The following is a 19019-nucleotide window of genomic DNA, read 5'->3' as shown; positions in this document are numbered from 1 at the left end:
GTGAACACGCGGCGCTCCAGCGGCTTTTCGCGTACGAAAGGGAACTTTCCGGCCTTCCGGCCCCTCTCCCCGGGCGTACGGCCCGTGCGCCGACGAGAGGAGCCGTTTTGATGGTGCGTCGAGTTCGTGTCCTGTTGCTGACCCTCTTCCTGCTGGTGACGGGCGGGGCCCTGTCCGCCGCGCCGGCCTCCGCCGTCATCGGCGGAGCCAGGAGCGACTACGGCCCGTGGGCGGTGCGCATGCTCGTCGACGGGAAACCGGCGTGCACCGGCACGGCGGTCACCGCCCAGTGGATCATCAGCGCCTCGCACTGCTTCTACGAGCAGGGGCAGCCGGTCGCCGACAAACGGATCTCGTTCCGGGTGGGCAGCCTCGACATGCGCAAGGGAGTCACGGTCAGGCCGCTGCCCGGCAAGCGCGTCGGGAGCGCGCGCGCCGACATGCTGCTGATCAAGGTGACGCCCATGAAGATCCGCCCGGCGCGCCTGGCTGCGACCGGGGTCCGTCCGGGCCAGGTCGTACGGCAGTACGGCTGGGGCGCCACCTGTACCGGCGACGAGAACACGTGCCAGTCCCCCGTGCTCAAGCAGTCGACGCTGCGGGTCGTACGGCAGGACGATCCGCGCTGCGCGGGTCACACCGCCCCGGGCGGCTCGGACTTCTGCATGGAGAAGGTGTCCGGCATTCCCGCCGGCGGCGACTCCGGCGGCCCGGTGATGAGCACCGCCCCGCGCGGCGCCGAAGTCCTCCTCGGCGTCTTCGACGGCTCCGACCGGGAGCACGTCGCCGAGGCCGGCGAGATCAGCCGGCAACTGGCCTGGATCCGCTCGGTCGTCCGCCGCTAGTCGGGGTCCGTGTCCAAGGCGTTCAGGAAGGCGCGGACGGCCGGGGCGACGGCGGCGGCCAGGTCCTCGGCGGTGCGCAGCCGGGCGTCGAGGGCGGGCGCGGCGAGCCGGCCGCCGGGCAGGGTGGCGGCCACCCGGCGGGCGAGTGCCGTCGGGTGACGCGGGTCGGCGCCGGGGAAGACCAGGGCCGGCGCGGTGACGGCGGCGAGGTCGGCGACGCTTCGGAAGGCCCGGTCGCGTCCGATGGCCGCGGCGGCCGCGATGCTCGCCGGGTCGCAGCGGGGCAGGGCGTCGCGCACCATGGCGCCCACCATCGGCGGGAGTCGGCCGAGGATCGGCGCCCAGGCGGCCTCCAGCCCCCCGGTCGCGATCCGGGCGGCGAACGCGTCGAGGAAGCGGACCTCCGCCTCCCTGGCGGCGTCGTCCTCCTCGATGTCCTCCACCCCGATCAGCACGGCGGCGCGCACCCGGTCCGGGTGGGCGGCGGCCGTCCTGAGCGTGATCGTGGAGCCGAGGCCCGCACCGGCGAGTACGGCACGCGCGACGCCGAGGTGGTCCAGGAGGCGGATCACGTCGGCCGTGTAGCGGGCCCAGGTGTGGCGGGCCGGGTCGGTGCAAACCGAGCGGCCGTAGCCGCGCAGGTCCGGCAGGACGACGCGGTGCCGGTCGGCGAGCCGTTCGGCGAGCGGCAGCATGCTGGTGTGGTCGGGGCCGCCCGCGTGCAGGAGGACCACCGTGGGTCCGGCGCCGATGGCGGCGGCGTGCAGGAGGCAGGCGTCGTCCGCCCGGTAGCTGATCCATGGCATGGATCCACCCTCCTGCGGCGGGGCGGCCCGCGCCACGGGCCGGCCCGCCGACCGATGTCGCGATTCCGCCGCGGGCAGCGCCGGCGTCCGGCCGGCGCCGTGCGCTCCCCCGCATCCGCATCCGCATCCGCACCGGCCCGGCCTGACCTGACCTGGCCGCCTAAGCGAACGCCTCGGATCACCGGTAGCCTGCGTCACCATGATGCGCGTGTGGACTGTGCCGACCCTGTTCGCGCTCTGCGGCTCGGTCGCCGCGACGGGAGAGTTCTTCGCGGGAGACCCGGGCGGGGCCACCGCACTCCTGCTGGCGTTCCTGGCGCTCGCGGGGGTGAACTCGCCCCTGGTCTTCCCGCGTTCGGTCGGCGCGCGGGAGGCGCAGCGGCGCAGTGCGGCCGACGGCCGGCCCATTGTCTTCTGGCGGCCGGGCTGCGCGTACTGCGTACGCCTGCGCCTCCGGCTGGGCCGCGCCGCCCGCGCGGCGCACTGGGTCGACATCTGGCGCGACCCGGCGGGAGCGGCGGCGGTGCGGGCCGCCAACGACGGGAACGAGACCGTGCCGACCGTCGTCGTGGCGGGCCGGCCGCACACCAACCCCGATCCCGCCTGGGTGCGCGACCAGCTCTCCGCGCCGTCTCCCGGCCCCCGTTCGTAGCGCCGCCTCCCACGCGGCGGCCGGGACGCGCGGGCGCGGTCAGCGGTCCCCGGTGCCCTCCCGCGGGGGCTCGGGGAGCAGCGGGCGCATGAAGGTGCGTTCGTAGCGCAGTACGCAGCCGCTGTCGTCCCTGATGCGGTCCGCCTCGATGAACTCCGGATCGTTGCCGAACAGGGTCCGGTACCGCTCGTAGGCCGCGAGGCTGGGAAAGCTGAACAGGGCGAGCGCCTTGTCGCTGGCCCCCTCGGCCGGCAGGAAGTACCCGTGGTGCGTTCCGCCGTGTCGGGCCACCAGCCGCATCCAGCGGTTACCGAACCGCTCGAACGCCTCGATCTCGGACGGATCGATCACGTACTCGACTACGCAGGTAATCACCCCGCAAGGCTAACGCGCTCACCGCCCGTCGGGTGCGGTCCAGGACACGAGCTGGAGGATCACGCCGTTCGGGTCGGTGACCTGGAAGAGGCGTTCGCCCCACGGCTCCTCCCGCAGCGGCATGGTGACGCGGACGCCCTCGGCCCGCAGTCGCTCGTACTCGGCGTCCAGGTCGGCCACCGTGAACGCGATGAGCACCCCCGCGGCGCGCTGGTCCCGGACGTCTTCGGGGAGGACCTCGATGCCGCGCCGCAGGAAGATCACATCGGCGGCGTCCTCGCGGACCAGCGAGGCGAAGCCTTCAGCGGCCATGGCCTCCTGGAAGCCGAAGTGCGCGGTCAGGAACGCGGCGGAGGCGGGGACGTCGTCGACGGTCAGGGAGACGGCGGTGGAAGTGATCTTCATGGCTTCTCCTGGCGCTCGGGACCAACAAACTCTGTACAAAGTACTCTATACAACGTACAGAGTGGAAGGGGTGGGCTGAGGACCCGGCCTCCCAGGGGGGAGGATGGGCGCATGGTCAAGGAACGAAGCGGCGCGGACGATCCGGCCCGCACCCTGGAACTGCTGTGGCGCGAGCCGGACCGAGGCGGCCCCCGGCGCGGCCCCAAGCAGGGTCTGACGGTCGACGCGGTCGTCCGGGCCGCCGTCGAACTCGCCGACTCGGGCGGGCTGGACGCGCTGACCATGCGCGGCGTCGCCCAGCGGCTGGGCGTCACGCCGATGACGCTGTACACGTACGTCCCGGGCAAGGCGGAACTGCTCGCTCTCATGCTGGACGCCGCCTACTGGCGGATGCCGCGCACCGATCACACGGCCGCGCCGTGGCGTACGAGGGTGGCGGCCGTCGCGCACGAGAACCGCGACCTCTACCGGCGCCACCCCTGGGTGGCGACCCTGCCCACCGCGCGCCCGCCGCTGGGTCCGGGACTCATGACCAAGTACGAACACGAACTGGCCGCGTTCGACGGCCTCGGCCTCGACGACGTCGAGCGGGACGCAGCCCTCACCTTCCTGCTCGGCTTCGTCCAGTCCGTCGCCCGCGCCGACCTCGACACCCAGGCCGCCGTCCGCGACAGCGCCCTGTCCGACGGGCAGTGGTGGGCGGCCCACGCACCCCTTCTGGCCAAGGTGTTCGACCCTGCCCGGTTCCCCCTCGCGGCCCGGGTGGGAAGCGCCGCGGGCGAAGCCCACCAGGGCATGCACGACCCCGAGCACGCCTTCGCCTTCGGTTTGGAGCGCGTCCTGGACGGCCTCGCCCAGCTCGTCGCGAGCCGTGCCCGCTAGCGGGTCACCCGCCGGCCGGGCGACGTCCGCGCGCCCGGCAGGCGCGCCTCAGGGCCGTGCCCGCGCGAAGGCCGCCGGGGAGAAGGTGAAGGCGACGTAGGCGCGTCCGGCCGCCTCGAAGCGGGCGGCCTCGGTCATCCCGTAGTGCCGGTGGACGTCCAGGGAACGCTCGTTGGCCGTCTCCACGAAGGCGACCGCGAGGTCGAAGTCGTCCGCCAGGGCGCGGCAGAGCGCGGTGAGCAGCCGCGTCAGCACCCCGCGCCCCTGGAAGCGTTCGTCGACGGCGACGGGGCCGTAGAGGAAGAGGCGGCCCAGGTCGCGCCCGTCCGCCGCCCCGAGGACCGCGGCGACTGCCGCCGCGGCCGGATGGTGCGGCGGGAGGCGGCTCGGCTCGCTCGTGATCGCGAACCCGGCCAGCTCTCCCGCGGCGTCGGCGACGAAGACGCCCGGCCCCTCCTCGAAACGGTCGAGGAGTTCGCCGGTCAGGTTGCCCTGCACGAATCCGCGACGCGCCCGTTCCTCGTCGCTGAGCCCCGCTCCGCGGGCCGCGTCCATGAGCGACAGGATCGCCGCGTGATCTTCCGGACGGGATCGGCGTACGTTGATCGTCATACCGGTGACCCTACGCACGGTGCGGGCGCCCGGAGCGGTACGCCCGGTCCTTCCGTGCGGCGAAGGCGGCCGTCCTCAACGCCGCCGGTGCGGACCGAGTGCGAGGAGTACGGTGCCGAGCTGAGCCTCGGTCAGGGGCGGCGCGGGCAGCGCGGGCGCGGCCGGACGGGCGCGGAAGCCGTCGAGGAGCAGGGCGAGCGGGCGGGCCCAGGCGTCCGGGCCGGCCGCGCTCAGCGCGGGGACGACCCGGCCCAGCGCCGCCAGGGCGAGGAGGACGTCCTCGGTGGTGAGGTCCGCGCGGACGGTGCCCTGCGCCTGACCGCGGCGGAGCAACTCCTCGACGGTGGCGCGGTTGTGGGCGTGGACGGCGTCGAGCGAGGTCACGCCCTCCAGGCTCGTGGTCATGAGGTCGTTGGTGCCGCGGTCCGCGGCGAGCGTCGCGAACACGGCGTGCAGGTACCGCGTCAGCCCGGTCCAGGCGTCCTCGGCGGCGCGGGCTCGGGTGCCGGCGGCCATGGTCTCCGTGAGGGCGTCCCGGAAGACCTCGTCCACGAGCGCGGCGCGGGTCGGGAAGTGACGGTAGAGGGTCGCGTTGCCCACCCCCGCGCGCCGGGCGATGACGTCCAGCGGGGCGTCCAAGCCCTGTTCGGCGAACACCTCGCGGGCCGTCCGCGTCAGCAGTGTCCGGTTGCGCAGCGCGTCGCGGCGCCCGGTCGGCGCGTGGCCACCCATCCCCGACTCCATCGTCCTCGTCCTCTCCCCGCGGCGGAGAGCACTCCCCGGACCGCATGCTACCGCCGGTCGAGCGGCCGGGGACGCCTCCCCGGGCGCGCCGGCTCCGTGCCGGGAGGGAGCCGGCGCCGGGGAGGCGGTGCGTCTACCAGCGCACCGGCAGCTCCCGCAGTCCCCGCATGAGACTGGTGCGCCACCGCGGGGCGCCGTCGCCGTCGAAGGCCAGGCGGGGGAAGCGCTCCAGCAGGAGGCGCAGGGCCGCGGTCGCCTCCAGGCGGGCCAGCGGGGCGCCCAGGCAGTGGTGCAGTCCGCGCCCGAAGGCGAGGTGGGCGCGGGTCTCGGCCGGATCGCGCCGGATGTCGAACCGTTCGGGGGCGGGGAAGCGGGCGGGGTCGCGGTTCGCGGCGGCGATGGAGAGCACGACGCGCGCGCCGGCGGGTATCCGGACGCCGCCGAGGGTGACCGGTTCGGCGGCGTAGCGGTAGGCGCCGGCCGGCACGGGCGGCTCGAAGCGGAGCGTCTCCTCCACGGCGCCCTCCAGCAGGCCGGGGTCGGCGCGGAGGGCGGCGAGCTGCTCGGGATGGCCGAGCAGCAGGTGGACGGCGCCGGAGATCAGGTTGACGGTGGTCTCGTGCCCGGCGACGAGCAGCAGGAAGGCCATGCCGAGCAGTTCCTCGGAGCTGAGCCGGTCGGCGCGGTCACCGGCGTTTCCGTTCCTGCCGTCCTTCCCGTCCGTCCCGTCGTGACCGTCGGCGCGGTCCCCGTCGTGACTGCGGACCAGGGCGTGCAGCAGATCGCTCTCCGGCGCCTCGCGCTGCCGCCGCTTCTCCTCCGCCAGCCCCATGAGGTACGCGGCCATCTCCCGCGAGGCGCGGCCGGACTCCTCCGGTTCGTCGAGGGCGACGACCTTCACGGACCACGCCTGGAAGACGGGCCGGTCCGCTTCCGGCACGCCGAGCAGCTCGCAGATGATGGTGAGCGGCAGCGGGTGGGCGTACGCGGCCACCAAGTCCGCGCGGCCGTCGGCGGCCACGGCGTCCAGGAGCGCGCCGGCCGCCTCCTGGACGCGGGGGCGCAGCGCCTGGACGCGGCGGGCGGTGAACTCGCGCGCCACCAGCGTGCGCAGACGGGTGTGGTCGGGCGGATCGACCTGGAGCATGTTGCGGCCCACGGCGTACAGCCCGTCGTCCTCGAACTCGGCCGAGTGGCGCACGTCGTTGCGCAGTCTGGGGTCGACGAACGCGGCCCGCACCTCCTCGTGCCCGACCACCGCCCAGGACTCGTCCCCGGTGGGGAAACGCACGTGGTGGACGGGCCCGCGGGAACGCAGCGCGGTGAAGGCGGAGTGGGGATCGGCGGTGAAGTCGTGGGTGAGATCGGCGAGTCGAACGGTGGGGTGCTGGTGCTGCGGGCACATCGGCGGCTCCCGGGACAGAAGCGGGGACCATTCCCCGCACAGGCGTCGGACGACCCTAGCATGAAGTGGGGAGCACTCCCCGTTTCTCCTCCCGGGGGCCCGGCACCATGGCCCGCGCCGGTGCGGTGGCGACGGCGGACCCCAGGGGACGGCGAAAGGGCCCCCGCCCGACGGCGGAGGCCCTTCGCTCGATCAGTGGTCGTGCCCGGTCAGAAGACGCCGTTCAGCTTCCACCAGTCGTCGCCCGTGACCGCTCCGGCGTTCAGCGCGCCGTCGCCGCGGCCGTCGTACACCAGTTGGCAGCCGGCGCCCCGGCACCCGTCGCCGACGAAGCCGCTGGTGGTCGTGGTGACGAGGTCGACGTGTGCGTCGCCGTTGACGTAGCCCAGGCCGAGGATGGTGTCCATGACGTTCCAGCCGCCGGCGCCGATCAGCTTCCGGGAACCGAGGGAACCGGTCTTGCCCGGGTACAGCCACAGCTTGCCGGTGGACGCCTCGCGGCCGACCAGGTCGGCACGGCCGTCGCCGTTCATGTCGCCCGCGCCGACCAGCGCGTTCATGGCGTTCCAGCCGCCGGTGCCGGCGAGCTTGCGCGCGCCGAGAGCGCCCGTGCCGGTGCCCGGGTACAGCCACAGCTTGCCCGTGGACTTCTCGACGGCCAGCAGGTCCGCGCGGCCGTCGCCGGAGAGGTCTCCGACGCCGGCGATCCGGCTCATGGCGTTCCAGCCGCCGGTGCCGACGAGCTTGCGCGCGCCGAGAGCGCCGGTGCCGGTGCCCGGGTACAGCCACAGCTTGCCCGTGGACTTCTCGCGGGCGATCACGTCCTCGCGGCCGTCACCGCTGAAGTCGCCGTGCCGGACGAGGGCGTTGAACGCGTTCCAGCCGCCGGTGCCGACCAGCTTGCCGGACTGGTCCCCGGGCAGGAACCACAGCCGGCCCGCCTTGTCGCGGACCAGGACGTCGGCCCGGCGGTCGCCGTCCAGGTCGCCGAAGCCCGCCGCCTTGGGCGCGGGCGAGGAGTACCACTGCGGGTAGGGGCCCAGGGAGCACTCCCGTTCGGTGGACACGAACTTCACCGAACTGGTGGCGCCGAACGCGTGGCCCCACTCCGTGCCCGCGGGGTCCGGCGCCCACACGTCGACGGAGCCGGCCTGACCGTAGCCCGGGTCGTCGTACAGGCAGACGTACTTGGACGTGTGGTTCACCACCGACTTGAACGTGTTGTCCCAGGCGCCGAGCGTCGCCTTGTCGGTGTTGGTCTTGAACATGGTGCCGGTGCCGTTCTCGGTCTTCCAGGCACAGAAGTAGCCCGACGGGCAGTCGCCGGTCGCGGCCTGTGCGGGCGCGCCGCCCGCGCCGAGCAGCCCGAGTGAGGCGAGCCCCAGTGTCGTGGCCAACGTGGCCAGACGCCGAAGCGGTGATACGCGCATGTGTTCCCTCCCTGTCGCGGCGCGGAGAGACGCTCGACGCGCCGCGAGAGGAAGATACCTCGTTCGAAGATCAATCAGCACGCCGAGCACGGCCGGCCGGAGCGACGACGCACTCACGTCAGGTGCGCGCGTTTCGTCGGCCGGCCCGGCAGGCCGGCACCCGAAACGGCCGCGCGCGGTGGCGCGGTGGCGCGGTGGCCGCTACTTCGGCTCGCGCTCGAAGAGCGACCGGGACCACACGTAGCCGAGCACGGCCAGCGCCAGGCACCAGACCACGGCCAGCCACGCGTTGTGGCCGGTCTCGGTGCCGAGCAGCAGCCCGCGCAGCGTCTCGATGGCCGGGGTGAACGGCTGGTACTCGGCGATCGGCCGGAACCAGCCCGGCATCGCGTCGACCGGCACGAAGGCGCTGGACAGGAGCGGCAGGACCATCAGCGGCATGGCGTTGTTGCTCGCCGCCTCCGCGTTCGGGCTGGACAGGCCCATGCCGACCGCGATCCAGGTGAGGGCGAGGGAGACGAGGGTCAGCAGCCCCACCGCCAGGACCCAGTCGAGGACGGTGGCGTCCACGGACCGGAATCCGATGGCCACCGCCACGGCCCCGACCACGACCACGCTCAGCACGCACTGGAGGACGCTGCCGACGACGTGCCCGATGAGCACCGACCCGCGGTGGATCGCCATCGTGCGGAAGCGGGCGATGACGCCCTCGTTCATGTCCATGGAGACGGACACCGCGCTGCCGATCGTGGTGCCGCCGATGGTCAGCATCAGGATGCCCGGCACGAGGTAGGCGAGGTACTCGGAGCGTCCCGCCCCGCCGCCGATGCCGGCGCTCATCACGTCACCGAAGATGTAGACGAAGAGCAGCAGCAGCATGACCGGTGTGAACAGCAGGTTCAGGGTCAGGGACGGGTAGCGCCGGGCGTGCAGGAGGTTGCGGCGCAGCATCGTGGAGGCGTCGCGGGCGGCGAGCGGGAGGGAGTTCATCGGACGGTCTCCTCGTGCTGGTCGGGGACGTCGGCGCCGCCGGTCAGGGCGAAGAAGACGTCGTCGAGGTCGGGGGTGTGCACGGTCAGTTCGTCGGCCTCGACGCGGGCCGACTCCAGCCGGTCGAGGACGGAGCGCAGCGCGCGCTGGCTGCCGTCGCCGGCGAGTCGCAGGGTGAGGGACGCGTCGTCGCGGGTGGCGTCGCCCAGGGCCGAGGCGGCGGCGCGGTAGGCGGCCGGGTCGGTGAAGCGGAGGCGGACGTGGCCGCCGGGGACGAGCCGCTTGAGTTCGTCGGCGGTGCCCTCGGCGACGATCCGGCCGTCGTTCAGGACGGCGATGCGGTCGGCGAGTTCGTCGGCTTCCTGGAGGTACTGGGTGGTGAGGAAGACGGTGACGCCGCCGGCGACGAGTTCGCGGATGATCTGCCACATGGCGTGCCGTGAGCGCGGGTCGAGGCCGGTGGTGGGCTCGTCGAGGAAGATGATCCGCGGACTTCCGACCAGGGTCATGGCGATGTCCAGGCGGCGCTTCATGCCGCCGGAGTAGGCGGCGGCGGGCTTCTTGGCGGCCTCGGTCAGGTCGAAGCGCTCCAGCAGGCCGGCGCTGACGCGCCGCCCCTCGCGCCGGGTGAGGTGGTGGAGGTCGGCCATGAGGAGCATGTTCTCCTCGCCGGTGATCAGGCCGTCCACGGCGGAGAACTGTCCGGTGACGCCGATCGCGGCACGCACGGCCTGCGGATCGCCGGCGAGGTCGTGGCCCGCGACCTGGGCCTGTCCGCCGTCGGCGGCGATCAGCGTGGAGAGGATCTTGACGGTGGTGGTCTTGCCGGCGCCGTTGGGTCCGAGCAGCGCGAACACGGATCCGGCCGGGATCGCCAGGTCGATGCCGTCGAGCACGGCCTTGTCGCCGTAGGACTTGCGCAGACCGACGGCAAAGACGGCGGCGGGCGGCCGCGGACCGTTTCGTTTGGACGTGGGCATGACAGATGTAGGCATGGAGCACTCCCCTTTCAGGAGGCCGGAGTCACTGGTTGCGGGAGGTTGACGTCACCGGGGGCGCGGACGGGTCCGCCGCGGACGGGCCGGCGGTCAGGGCCGGGCGCGGCGGACGTCGATGGTGCCGTACCGGGTGCGGGCGTGGATCTTCACGGTCTCCTCGGTCTCCGCGGGGGTCCGGGAGGCGGTGAGCGTGTTGCGCACCTGCCCGGAGTCCGAGTGGGCGTCGAGCCAGGCGGCGGTGCCCTCGCGGATGCCGACCTCGATGGCGCCGTAGGAGGTCTTCAACTGGACCTCGCCGCGCACCACTTCGCCGACCCGGAGGGTGCCGTGGGCGGTGGTGGCGGTGACGGAGTCCTCGGCGCGCCGGATGTCGATGTCGCCGTTGGCGCCGCTCACCCGGAGTTCGCCGGTCGCGCTGCCGACGACCGTGGTGCCGTGCGAGTTCTTCAGGACGGCGGAGCCGTCGACGTGACCGACGCGCAGGCTGCCCGAGCTGGTGGTGATCTCGGCCGCGCCCTCGACCCGGTCCACCGTGATCGAGCCGTGGGAGGCGGTCAGCTGGAGTGGGCCGGCCGTGTCGAGGCGGACGTCGCCGCCCGAGGTCTTCACCCGCACCTCGCCGAGCCGGCCCTCACCGAGCACCTGGGTCCAGGAGCCGGTCATGTCCACGTGCGAGCCCGTGGGCAGGTCGATCGTCACGGCGACGACGCCGGAGGGGCCGATGAACACGCGCTCCTTCGTCCGGACGGTCAGGACGCCGTTCGCGTAGCCGACCTCCGTCTGTTCGGCGGCCCGCACGTCCTTGTCCCGCTTCGGGTCGCCGGGGCGCACCTCCACGACCGTGTCGGTGCGGTCGCCCGCGGTGAGGTGGAGGGATCCGGCGCCGACGTGGGCGGTCACCGCGATCGGTCCGGGAGTGTCGAAAGAAGGCATGGCTGTACCGTCCTCGTGAGTCTTGGGGCGTCCCGGCCGCGGGAGCGTGCTGTGGATGAGGCGGCGCGCAGGGACGTGAGGGGAAGGAAGGGGCGCGGGAGGAGCGCGGTCCGGCTAGCGCACCCAGCCCGTGAAGCTGTGTCCGGTGTTCTTGGCCCGCTCCGCGGTGCGGGGCCGGGCGCCGCCCTCGACCGCGGCGGAGACGGCGCGCACCAGCCACGCGTTGACCGACAGGCCCTCGCGGGCGGCGGCCTCCTCCGCGCGGGCCTTGAGATGGGCCGGCAGACGCAGGTTGACGCGGGCGGTGCCGCCCTCGTCGCCGTCGGCCGGCGCCGGGGAGCCGAGCGCTTCGGCGGGTACGGCGGCGGCCTCGTCCATGGGGACGCGGTCGGCGGGCGGCGGCGTCACCACGAAGTCGGGGTCGAGCCCGCGCAGCCGCACGTCGACCGAGCCGGGGGCGAGTTCGCGGGTGATCTCGTCCATCGCGGCGGAGAGCACGTGCAGCAGCGTCAGCCGGGTCGCCGACTCCAGGGGCGCGGTGAGCCGCTCGGCCAGCTCGCGGGCTTCGTCGCCGCCGGCTTCGGCGGCCACCGCCAGTTCGCGGCGGAGGGTGTCGACGTACGGGGTGAGATCCATGACGCCATCATGGCGTCAAAGTGGCATCATCCGCAAGTCTTTTTGGCACCGAGTCCGCGAGCGATCCGACACGTACCCCGTTGAACTGCGGAAATACACAGAACAAGTTGGCTCCGAATAGCACTCCTGAGGCTCTCGCACCCCCTCGCATCCTCATGGTGGCACCACTTGGCGCACCGAGTGGCACCACGCGGAGCCATCGACCGCGCCACGTGGCACCACAGATCGCACCCACCGATCCGCGCCGCTTGACTTGGAGCGCACTTCAACTCGTAGCGTCGCGGACGTACGGCTCGCGAGGGCGCGTGGCGGGCCGCCCGCCACGGGATGCGGGGCGGCGGAAACCGTCGCTGGATGGAAGCAGGCCCTCGCGCCGGACGGACGACGATCGACAGTGCGGGAAAGGACCCTCATGCAGGAGCGCAGTCTGCGGGACCTCCAGGTATCGGCCATCGGGCTCGGATGCATGGGGATGTCCGCCTTCTACGGCACCACCGACCAGGACGAGGGCATCGCGACCATCCGGCGGGCCCTGGACATCGGCGTCACCTTCCTCGACACCGCCCAGCTCTACGGTCCGCTGACCAACGAGTCGCTGGTGGGCGAGGCGATCAGGGGCCACCGCGACGAGTACGTCATCGCCACCAAGTTCAACTACCGGATGGACGACGCCGTCCCCGGCGACATGAGCAGCATCGGCCGCCAGGACGGCTCGGCCGAGCACGTGCGCGGTTCCGTCCACGGCTCGCTGGAGCGTCTGGGCACCGACCACATCGACCTCTACTACCAGCACCGGGTCGACCCGAACGTGCCCATCGAGGAGACGGTCGGCGCGCTCGGCGAGCTGGTCGCCGAGGGCAAGGTGCGGCACATCGGGCTGAGCGAGGCGAGCGCGGAGACCATCCGGCGGGCCCACGCCGTCCACCCCGTCACCGCCGTGCAGAGCGAGTACTCGCTGTGGACGCGGGACGTGGAGGCCGAGGTGCTGCCGGCCTGCCGCGAGCTGGGCATCGGATTCGTGCCGTACTCGCCGCTGGGCCGCGGCTTCCTCGCGGGCCGCTTCAGCTCCCCGGACGAGCTGGACGAGAACGACTTCCGCCGCGCCAACCCCCGCTTCACGGACGCCAATCTGGAAGCGAACCTGCGGCTGGCGGCGAAGGTCAAGGAGATCGCCGCCGAGAAGGACGTCACCCCGGCGCAGCTCGCGATCGCCTGGGTGCTGGCGCAGGGCGAGGACCTGGTGCCGATCCCGGGCACCAAGCGCCGTGCCTACCTGGAGCAGAACGCCGCCGCGGTCGACATCGAGCTGACCAAGGAGGACCTGGCCCGCATCGACGCCGAGCTGCCCCAGGCGGCGGGCGAGCGCTACGACGAGGCGGGGATGCGGTCGGTCAACCGCTGACGGCCGCCGGGATCAGCCGCCGGCCGCCGCACCGGGCGGCCGGCGCGGGGGAGGGAAGTCCGCTCACTTAAGTCAAGGTAAAAGAAAAGACGTGGAACTTCTTGACCGGTGCATGGCGGGCGGGCATGGTTCCGGAGGGCGCCCTCCTGGCCCCGCTCTCCGCTCGCCCTCCTGACGTCCCGCGAAGCCCTGCCCTGCCCCTGATGGCTTCGATGCCCGTCGGCGGCCGGAGCGCGCGCTCCCGCACCGCTCGGCGACATCAAGGAGACGCTGTGTTCGGCAGACCCCCGGCTCCATCCTCCCGGTCCTCTCGGACCTCTCGGACCTCACGGACCTCTCGATCCCTTCACGGACCCTTCCGCATGACGGTCCTGGCGTGTGTGACGGCGCTCGTCGCCGCGCTCGCCCTGGCCGTCACGCCGGCCCCGGCCCGCGCCGCCGGAACCCTCCTCTCGCAGGGGAAGCCGGTCACGGCCTCCTCCACCGAGAACGGCGGCACCCCGGCCACCGCCGCGGTCGACGGCGACCCCGGTACCCGCTGGTCCAGCGCGGCCGGCGACCCGCAGTGGCTCCAGGTCGACCTCGGCACCGGATCGACGATCAGCTCCGTCACCCTCACCTGGGAGACGGCGTACGCCACCGTGTACCAGCTCCAGACCTCCACCGACGGCACCACGTGGAAGAGCCTCTACACGACCACGACGGGCAAGGGCGGCACCGAGAACCTCACCGTCAGCGGTTCCGGGCGGTACGTCCGCCTCACCACCACCCAGCGCGCGACCCAGTACGGGGTGTCCCTCTGGGAGTTCCAGGTGTACGGCACGGCCGGCACCGGCAGCGCGTGTTCGACGGCGAACGCCGCGCTCCGCAGGCCCGCCACCGCCTCCTCCACCGAGAACGCCGGCACCCCGGCCGGCGCGGCGGTCGACGGCGACTCCGGCACCCGCTGGTCCAGCGCGGCCGCCGACCCGCAGTGGCTCCAGGTCGACCTGGGCTCCGTACAGAGCGTCTGTGGCGTCCAGTTGAGCTGGGAGACGGCGTACGCGAAGGCGTACCAGATCCAGGTCTCCACCGACGGCGTCTCCTGGACCGGCGTCTACAGCACGAGCAGCGGCGCCGGTGGCACCGAACTGGTCTCCCTGACCGGCACCGGCCGCTACGTCCGGGTGTACGGCACCGCCCGCGCCACCCAGTACGGCTACTCGCTCTGGGAGTTCCAGGTCTTCACCGGAGGCACGACGACCCCGCCGGGCGACGGCGCGACCTTGCTGTCGTACAAGAAGCCGGCCACCGCCTCGACGTACCAGAACGCCAACAGCTGCCTCGACTGCACTCCGGCGAAGGCGTTCGACGAGGATCCGGCCACCCGCTGGGCGACCAGTGACGTCAACGGCTGGGTGGACCCGGGCTGGATCGCCGTCGACCTCGGCGCGAGCGCGCACATCACCAAGGTCGTCCTCCAGTGGGACCCCGCCTACGCCAGCGCCTACCAGATCCAGACCTCGCCCGACGGCGTCAACTGGACCAGCATCTACTCGACTTCCAGCGGCAAGGGCTTCAAGGAGACGCTGAACGTCGACGGCACGGGCCGCTGGGTGCGGATGTACGGCACCGCGCGCAGCAACGGCTACGGCTACTCGCTGTGGACCTTCGACGTGTACGGCACGGGCGGCAGCCCCACCGCTCCGCCGGCGCCCCCGGCGGACCCGGGAAACCCCACCCACCTGGTGTGGAGCGACGAGTTCAACGGCCCGGCGGGCAGCAAGCCGGACACCGCGAAGTGGACCCAGGACCCGGGCAACGGCCAGAACGGCGAGCTGGAGTACTACACCAACGGCGACAACACGTCGATGGACGGCAACGGCAACCTCGTCATCGAGGCGCGCAAGGAGGCCAACGGGCAGTACACCTCGGGGCGGATCAACACCTCGGACCACTTCAACTTCACCTACGGCCACGTCGAGGCGCGCATCAAGGTGTCGGGCACTCAGGGCCTGTGGCCGGCCTTCTGGCTGCTGGGCTCGAACTTCAAGACCGGTACGCCGTGGCCCAACTGCGGTGAGATCGACATCATGGAGCACGTCGGCAAGGTCGCGGACTCCGTCTACTCCACGCTGCACGCCCCCGCGTACAACGGCGGCAACGGCTACGGCTCGCCGTACACGGTCGCGGGCAGCGACTTCGCCTCCGCCTTCCACACCTACGCCCTGGACTGGAACTCCACCCGCATGACCTTCTCGGTGGACGGCAAGAGCTTCTTCACCGCGGACCGCTCGACGGTGGAGCAGACCCGGGGACCGTGGGTGTACGACCACCCGTTCTACATCATCCTCAACAACGCGGTGGGCGGCGACTGGCCCGGAGCGCCGGACGCCACCACCGTGCTGCCGCAGAGGATGCTCGTCGACTACGTGCGCGTGTCGCAGTAGCCGGACGGCGGGGCCGGCCGCTCCCCGGCCGGTCCCGCCGGCCGACGCGGACGGTCCGCCGGGCCGACGCCGGGCGCCGTATGCCGCCCGCCGGGTCCCTCAGCCCCGGTGGGCCTCGGTGTCGCCGTTGACGGTGCGCAGCGTCAGCCGGTACCGGTGGTCCGTCGCACCGGCGGCCGGGACGTCCACGGTGGAGCGGCCGTTGACGGTTCGCGTGTCGGTGGCGTAGGGCGGGGCGTCGGCCGGGAGGGTCACCCGCACGGAGCCGTTGCGGGACACGCCGTCGAGGGTGTCCGGCGAGGTCGTGCACAGCAGGTCGACGTCGCCGTTGACCGTCTCCGCGCCCACGCCGCGGCCGGCCAGACCGGTCGCGCGGACCGATCCGTTCCGGGTCACCAGGTGCTGGCGGGCTTCCTTCGCGCCCGAGTCCTGCACCGTGACGTCGCCGTTGACGGTGCTCAGGCTCAGCTCGCCCCGCACGTCGCTCACGTCGATCCCGGCGTTGCGGGCCCGCACGGTGAGGGTGACGCCGGCCGGCACGTGGACGAGCGGCATGCCGCCGCAGTTGTCCCTGGTCCGGTCGTCGCCCTGGTCGCAGGGCAGGTCGAGGGTGTGCGTGCCCGCGTCGCCGTCACCGTCCCAGTGGGCGAACGTCCCGTCCTCCACCGTCACGCTGTCGTCGTCCGTCCCGACGACCCGCACACCGCCCTCGGTGGTGATGACGAGACGGCTGCCGTGCGCGACGGCGGCCCTCTCGAACTCCCCGCCGCTCTCGCCGCGGGCGGCTCCGGGCAGCGGCCGGCCGTCGCGGTCGCCGTCGCTGTGGCCGCAGGCCGTCAGCGCGAGGAGCGCGACCACCAGCGAGCACCCGGCGGCGCGGGCCGCGCGGCCACCGCGGCGGGACTCCCGCTCCCGGTCCCGGCGGCTGGTTCTGCTCCACGATGAGGTCATGGGATGCGTATGCCCGGGAGCGGCAAGTTAACCGAGGCGGCGGGTCCCCGACGGGGACGCGGGCCGGCGGTTCCCGGGCCTGCCGCGGCCGCGGATGGGCGGGATGGGGAAATCGGCCGCACTCGCCGCAGCCCTGACGGGCGGTCGCCTCCGCCTCCGCGCACGGGAGAACCCTCCCGTCATCCGTTGGAACGGACGTCATCGGCCTGGTCCGGTCGCGCCGGATCGAGCGGAGTGGTCGCATCGGCCCGTACCGCTACAAGGTCCACGGAACGGGCTGCCGCTTCGTCGGCCATGACGGCGGGCGGCCTACTTCCGCCGGTCCGGGTTCCTCGGCCGCCGGGAGTAGGTCCCGCGCCTCAGGCGCGCCCCGGGGCCGCTGGCTAGGGTCGGTCCGCATGGAGAGCACGGAAGGCGTCCGCCGCGCGACGGCGGAGCGCGTACGCGACACCCGGGAACGGCTGGCCGTCGAGCGGGACATGTGGGTGGCGACGGCGCATCCTGAGCACGGGCCGCACCAGGTGCCGCTGTGGTTCGCGTGGGACGGGCGGGCGGTGTGGATGTGCACCGACGCCGCGTCCGTGACGGCGCGCAACGTCCGCGCGGAGCCGCGCGTGCGCCTGTCGCTGCCGGACACCTACGACGTGGTGCTCCTCCAGGGCGAGGCGGAGTGCTTTCCGGACCAGGAGGCGCCCGCGGACGGCGCGCGGGCCCTCGCCGACACGTTCGGGTGGGACCCGCGCGGGGAGGAGGGCTCCTTCGTGTACGTGCGCGTGGTCCCGAGGACGGTGCGCGCCTGGCGCGGCGAGCGGGAACTGCGCGGGCGAGTCGTCATGCGCGACGGGGCGTGGCTGGCGTGACGACCGCCCTTCGCTGGTCCCGGCCGGTGGTCCTGGCGAGGTGGCGGACGCGCCGGGTGCGGCCGCGCTCGGCCAGGAGTCCGACCGCGTCGGCGTCGGCACGGGACGCGGCGGCCACCTTGCGCTGGAGCCAGTCGGACGAGGCGAGCAGGGCGTCCGGACTCCAGGGCCGCTTCAGCACGATGACGCGAAGGAGGGTCCACTCCTCCAGGCGGCGGGTCAGGAAGGGATGGTGGACGACCGCGAGCGCCATCGACTCCCGCCACGGTTCGTAGGCGGGTTCGAGGTGAAGGCGCTCGGCCCTCAGGTCCAGGTGCCGCACGACGGCGGACTGAGCCATCGTGCGGTCGGGATCGCGGAGGACGGCGCTGATCACCGACATCTCGTCGGCCGCCCCGGCCTCGGCGAGCCGCTTCAGGTGGGCGGCGAAGCGGCGGTGCTCGGCCGGCTCGTCGGACGGGGTCCCGTAGGGGTCCATCTCGTAGGGGTCCATACGGCATGTTCCCGCGCTCGGCCGGGACGCGGTAGCCGAAGCGCGTGGCGGCGGGGGTCCGTGTGACGCTTCTGTGAAAGGGCGCGCGGACGCCCCTTCCGCCGGGCCGGCCTCGCGTCGCCGTTCCGTATTCTGGCGCCTGGAACCACTGGGGCAGCTAGGGGGCGCCGTGCCGCTGCACAAGAAAGACCCGAGGTCCGTCGGCGGCTACCGGCTCGTCGACCGGCTGGGGGCCGGCGGCATGGGCATGGTCTACCGGGGCAGATCGCGTTCCGGGCGCGAGGTCGCCGTCAAGGTCGTGCACGCCAAGTACGCCCAGGATCCCGTCTTCCGTGCCCGCTTCCGGCAGGAGGTCGACGCCGCGCGCCGGGTGAGCGGCGCCTTCACCGCCGCCGTGGTGGACGCCGACCCGGAAGCCGAGTCGCCCTGGATGGCCACCCAGTACGTGCCCGGCCAGTCCCTCGCCGCCCGCATCCGCGACCAGGGCCCGCTGCGCGTCGCGGAGTTGCGGCCGCTGGCGCTGGGCCTGGCGGAGGCGCTGCGGGACATACACCGGGCCGGCGTGGTGCACCGCGACCTGAAACCGGCCAACGTGCTGATGGCCGAGGACGGCCCCCGGGTCATCGACTTCGGCATCTCCCGGGCGGCGGAGAGCCACCACACCCTCACCGAGACCGGGCAGGTGATCGGCACCCCGCCCTTCATGTCCCCGGAGCAGTTCACCGACGCCCGGACGGTCGGCCCGGCCTCGGACGTCTTCTCCCTCGGCGCGCTGCTCGTGTACTGCGTCACCGGACGCGGCCCCTTCGACGCCGACAGCCCCTATCTGGCCGGCTACCGGGTGGTCCACAGTCCGCCCGTCCTCGACGGGGTGACCGGAGCCGTCCGCGCGGTGCTGGAGCGCTGCCTCGCCAAGGAGCCCGCCGACCGGCCCGTACCGGACGCACTGGCCCGGGAGTTCGCCGCGGCGCTGCCGGAGCCGTCGCCGGACGAACCGGGGACGATGACGCTGCGGCTGCCCTCCGCGCGGCCGCCCGGTCACCCGCACCGCGCCGGCAGCGCCGTCGGCGCCGGGACCGCCGCCCCCACTGCCGTCGGCCGTCGTGCCCGGTGGCGCGCGCCGCGGACCGCGCCGGCCGGGGCCGGTGTGCTGGCCGTCGCCCTGGCCGGC

20 protein-coding genes are annotated in these 19019 nt (G+C 73.4%); 7 read left to right on the top strand and 13 right to left on the bottom strand.

Annotated elements, in window-relative coordinates; translation table 11 throughout:
• The first annotated feature begins 110 nt into the window (after positions 1–110).
• On the top strand, positions 111–845 hold the full coding sequence (locus tag ABEB07_RS31445) for a S1 family peptidase (RefSeq protein ID WP_345671439.1): 735 nt from the start codon (positions 111–113) through the stop codon (positions 843–845).
• Here ABEB07_RS31445 and ABEB07_RS31440 read toward each other — a convergent pair.
• The gene (locus ABEB07_RS31440) at positions 842–1651 is read right to left on the bottom strand and encodes an alpha/beta fold hydrolase (RefSeq protein WP_345671438.1); all 810 of its coding nucleotides are present in this window, start codon (positions 1649–1651) and stop codon (positions 842–844) included. The genes ABEB07_RS31445 and ABEB07_RS31440 overlap by 4 nt on opposite strands.
• A gap of 199 nt (positions 1652–1850) precedes the next feature.
• On the opposite strand from ABEB07_RS31440, the gene ABEB07_RS31435 reads away from it, so the two are divergent.
• On the top strand, positions 1851–2303 hold the full coding sequence (locus ABEB07_RS31435) for a glutaredoxin domain-containing protein (protein ID WP_345671437.1): 453 nt from the start codon (positions 1851–1853) through the stop codon (positions 2301–2303).
• Between the two features lie 39 nt (positions 2304–2342).
• On the opposite strand, the gene ABEB07_RS31430 is transcribed toward ABEB07_RS31435, so the two are convergent.
• Positions 2343–2678, bottom strand: a complete 336-nt coding sequence (locus ABEB07_RS31430; protein ID WP_345671436.1) for an NIPSNAP family protein — start codon at positions 2676–2678, stop codon at positions 2343–2345.
• 18 nt (positions 2679–2696) lie between these two features.
• On the bottom strand, positions 2697–3083 hold the full coding sequence (locus ABEB07_RS31425; RefSeq protein ID WP_345671435.1) for a VOC family protein: 387 nt from the start codon (positions 3081–3083) through the stop codon (positions 2697–2699).
• Between the two features lie 111 nt (positions 3084–3194).
• Here ABEB07_RS31425 and ABEB07_RS31420 point away from each other — a divergent pair, with 111 nt between their 5' ends.
• Positions 3195–3965, top strand: a complete 771-nt coding sequence (locus ABEB07_RS31420; protein ID WP_345671434.1) for a TetR/AcrR family transcriptional regulator — start codon at positions 3195–3197, stop codon at positions 3963–3965.
• Between the two features lie 48 nt (positions 3966–4013).
• Here the strand turns inward: ABEB07_RS31420 and ABEB07_RS31415 are convergent, their stop codons facing one another.
• The 8 genes from ABEB07_RS31415 to ABEB07_RS31380 all read right to left on the bottom strand — a co-directional run bounded on the left by ABEB07_RS31415 (position 4014) and on the right by ABEB07_RS31380 (position 11713).
• Positions 4014–4577, bottom strand: coding sequence for a GNAT family N-acetyltransferase (locus ABEB07_RS31415; RefSeq protein ID WP_345671433.1), 564 nt, complete (start codon positions 4575–4577; stop codon positions 4014–4016).
• A 75-nt stretch (positions 4578–4652) separates the two neighbouring features.
• A complete protein-coding gene (locus tag ABEB07_RS31410) occupies positions 4653–5321 on the bottom strand; it encodes a TetR/AcrR family transcriptional regulator (RefSeq protein WP_425589113.1) in 669 nt (222 codons plus the stop codon).
• A 133-nt stretch (positions 5322–5454) separates the two neighbouring features.
• Positions 5455–6726 carry a cytochrome P450 family protein gene (locus ABEB07_RS31405; RefSeq protein ID WP_345671432.1) on the bottom strand — a complete coding sequence of 424 codons (1272 nt, stop codon included), beginning with the start codon at positions 6724–6726 and terminating at the stop codon, positions 5455–5457.
• Positions 6727–6935: 209 nt separating this feature from the next.
• Complete coding sequence (locus ABEB07_RS31400) at positions 6936–8156, bottom strand: FG-GAP-like repeat-containing protein (RefSeq protein WP_345671431.1); 1221 nt, start codon at positions 8154–8156, stop codon at positions 6936–6938.
• Between the two features lie 201 nt (positions 8157–8357).
• Complete coding sequence (locus ABEB07_RS31395; protein WP_176146899.1) at positions 8358–9146, bottom strand: ABC transporter permease; 789 nt, start codon at positions 9144–9146, stop codon at positions 8358–8360.
• Entirely contained in the window at positions 9143–10126 is a 984-nt protein-coding gene (locus ABEB07_RS31390) for an ATP-binding cassette domain-containing protein (protein WP_345671624.1), read from the bottom strand. Before ABEB07_RS31390 ends, ABEB07_RS31395 begins: the two co-directional genes overlap by 4 nt.
• 108 nt (positions 10127–10234) lie before the next feature.
• Positions 10235–11077 (bottom strand): DUF4097 family beta strand repeat-containing protein, encoded by an 843-nt coding sequence (locus ABEB07_RS31385; RefSeq protein ID WP_176146900.1) that lies wholly within the window; start codon positions 11075–11077, stop codon positions 10235–10237.
• Positions 11078–11191: 114 nt separating this feature from the next.
• The gene (locus ABEB07_RS31380; RefSeq protein ID WP_345671430.1) at positions 11192–11713 is read right to left on the bottom strand and encodes a toxin-antitoxin system HicB family antitoxin; all 522 of its coding nucleotides are present in this window, start codon (positions 11711–11713) and stop codon (positions 11192–11194) included.
• Between the two features lie 412 nt (positions 11714–12125).
• Between ABEB07_RS31380 and ABEB07_RS31375 the strand changes: the two genes are divergently transcribed.
• Positions 12126–13115, top strand: coding sequence for an aldo/keto reductase (locus tag ABEB07_RS31375; RefSeq protein WP_345671429.1), 990 nt, complete (start codon positions 12126–12128; stop codon positions 13113–13115).
• Between the two features lie 380 nt (positions 13116–13495).
• Positions 13496–15544: a discoidin domain-containing protein gene (locus ABEB07_RS31370; RefSeq protein WP_425589120.1), complete on the top strand. Its 2049-nt coding sequence runs from the start codon at positions 13496–13498 to the stop codon at positions 15542–15544.
• A gap of 99 nt (positions 15545–15643) precedes the next feature.
• Here the strand turns inward: ABEB07_RS31370 and ABEB07_RS31365 are convergent, their stop codons facing one another.
• On the bottom strand, positions 15644–16495 hold the full coding sequence (locus ABEB07_RS31365) for a DUF4097 family beta strand repeat-containing protein (protein WP_345671427.1): 852 nt from the start codon (positions 16493–16495) through the stop codon (positions 15644–15646).
• Between the two features lie 398 nt (positions 16496–16893).
• On the opposite strand from ABEB07_RS31365, the gene ABEB07_RS31360 reads away from it, so the two are divergent.
• Positions 16894–17355 (top strand): pyridoxamine 5'-phosphate oxidase family protein, encoded by a 462-nt coding sequence (locus ABEB07_RS31360; protein ID WP_345671426.1) that lies wholly within the window; start codon positions 16894–16896, stop codon positions 17353–17355.
• Here ABEB07_RS31360 and ABEB07_RS31355 read toward each other — a convergent pair.
• Entirely contained in the window at positions 17327–17848 is a 522-nt protein-coding gene (locus tag ABEB07_RS31355; protein ID WP_345671425.1) for a hypothetical protein, read from the bottom strand. The two genes, ABEB07_RS31360 and ABEB07_RS31355, sit on opposite strands and share 29 nt — an antisense overlap.
• A gap of 169 nt (positions 17849–18017) precedes the next feature.
• On the opposite strand from ABEB07_RS31355, the gene ABEB07_RS31350 reads away from it, so the two are divergent.
• On the top strand, positions 18018–19019 hold a 1002-nt coding region (locus ABEB07_RS31350), incomplete at its 3' end, for a serine/threonine-protein kinase (RefSeq protein ID WP_345671424.1).

Origin of the sequence: Streptomyces similanensis (assembly GCF_039543625.1) — a bacterium.
Taxonomy (GTDB): domain Bacteria; phylum Actinomycetota; class Actinomycetes; order Streptomycetales; family Streptomycetaceae; genus Streptomyces; species Streptomyces similanensis.
Note: the sequence above shows the minus strand (reverse complement) of the source record. Positions and strands in the feature narration are given on the sequence as shown.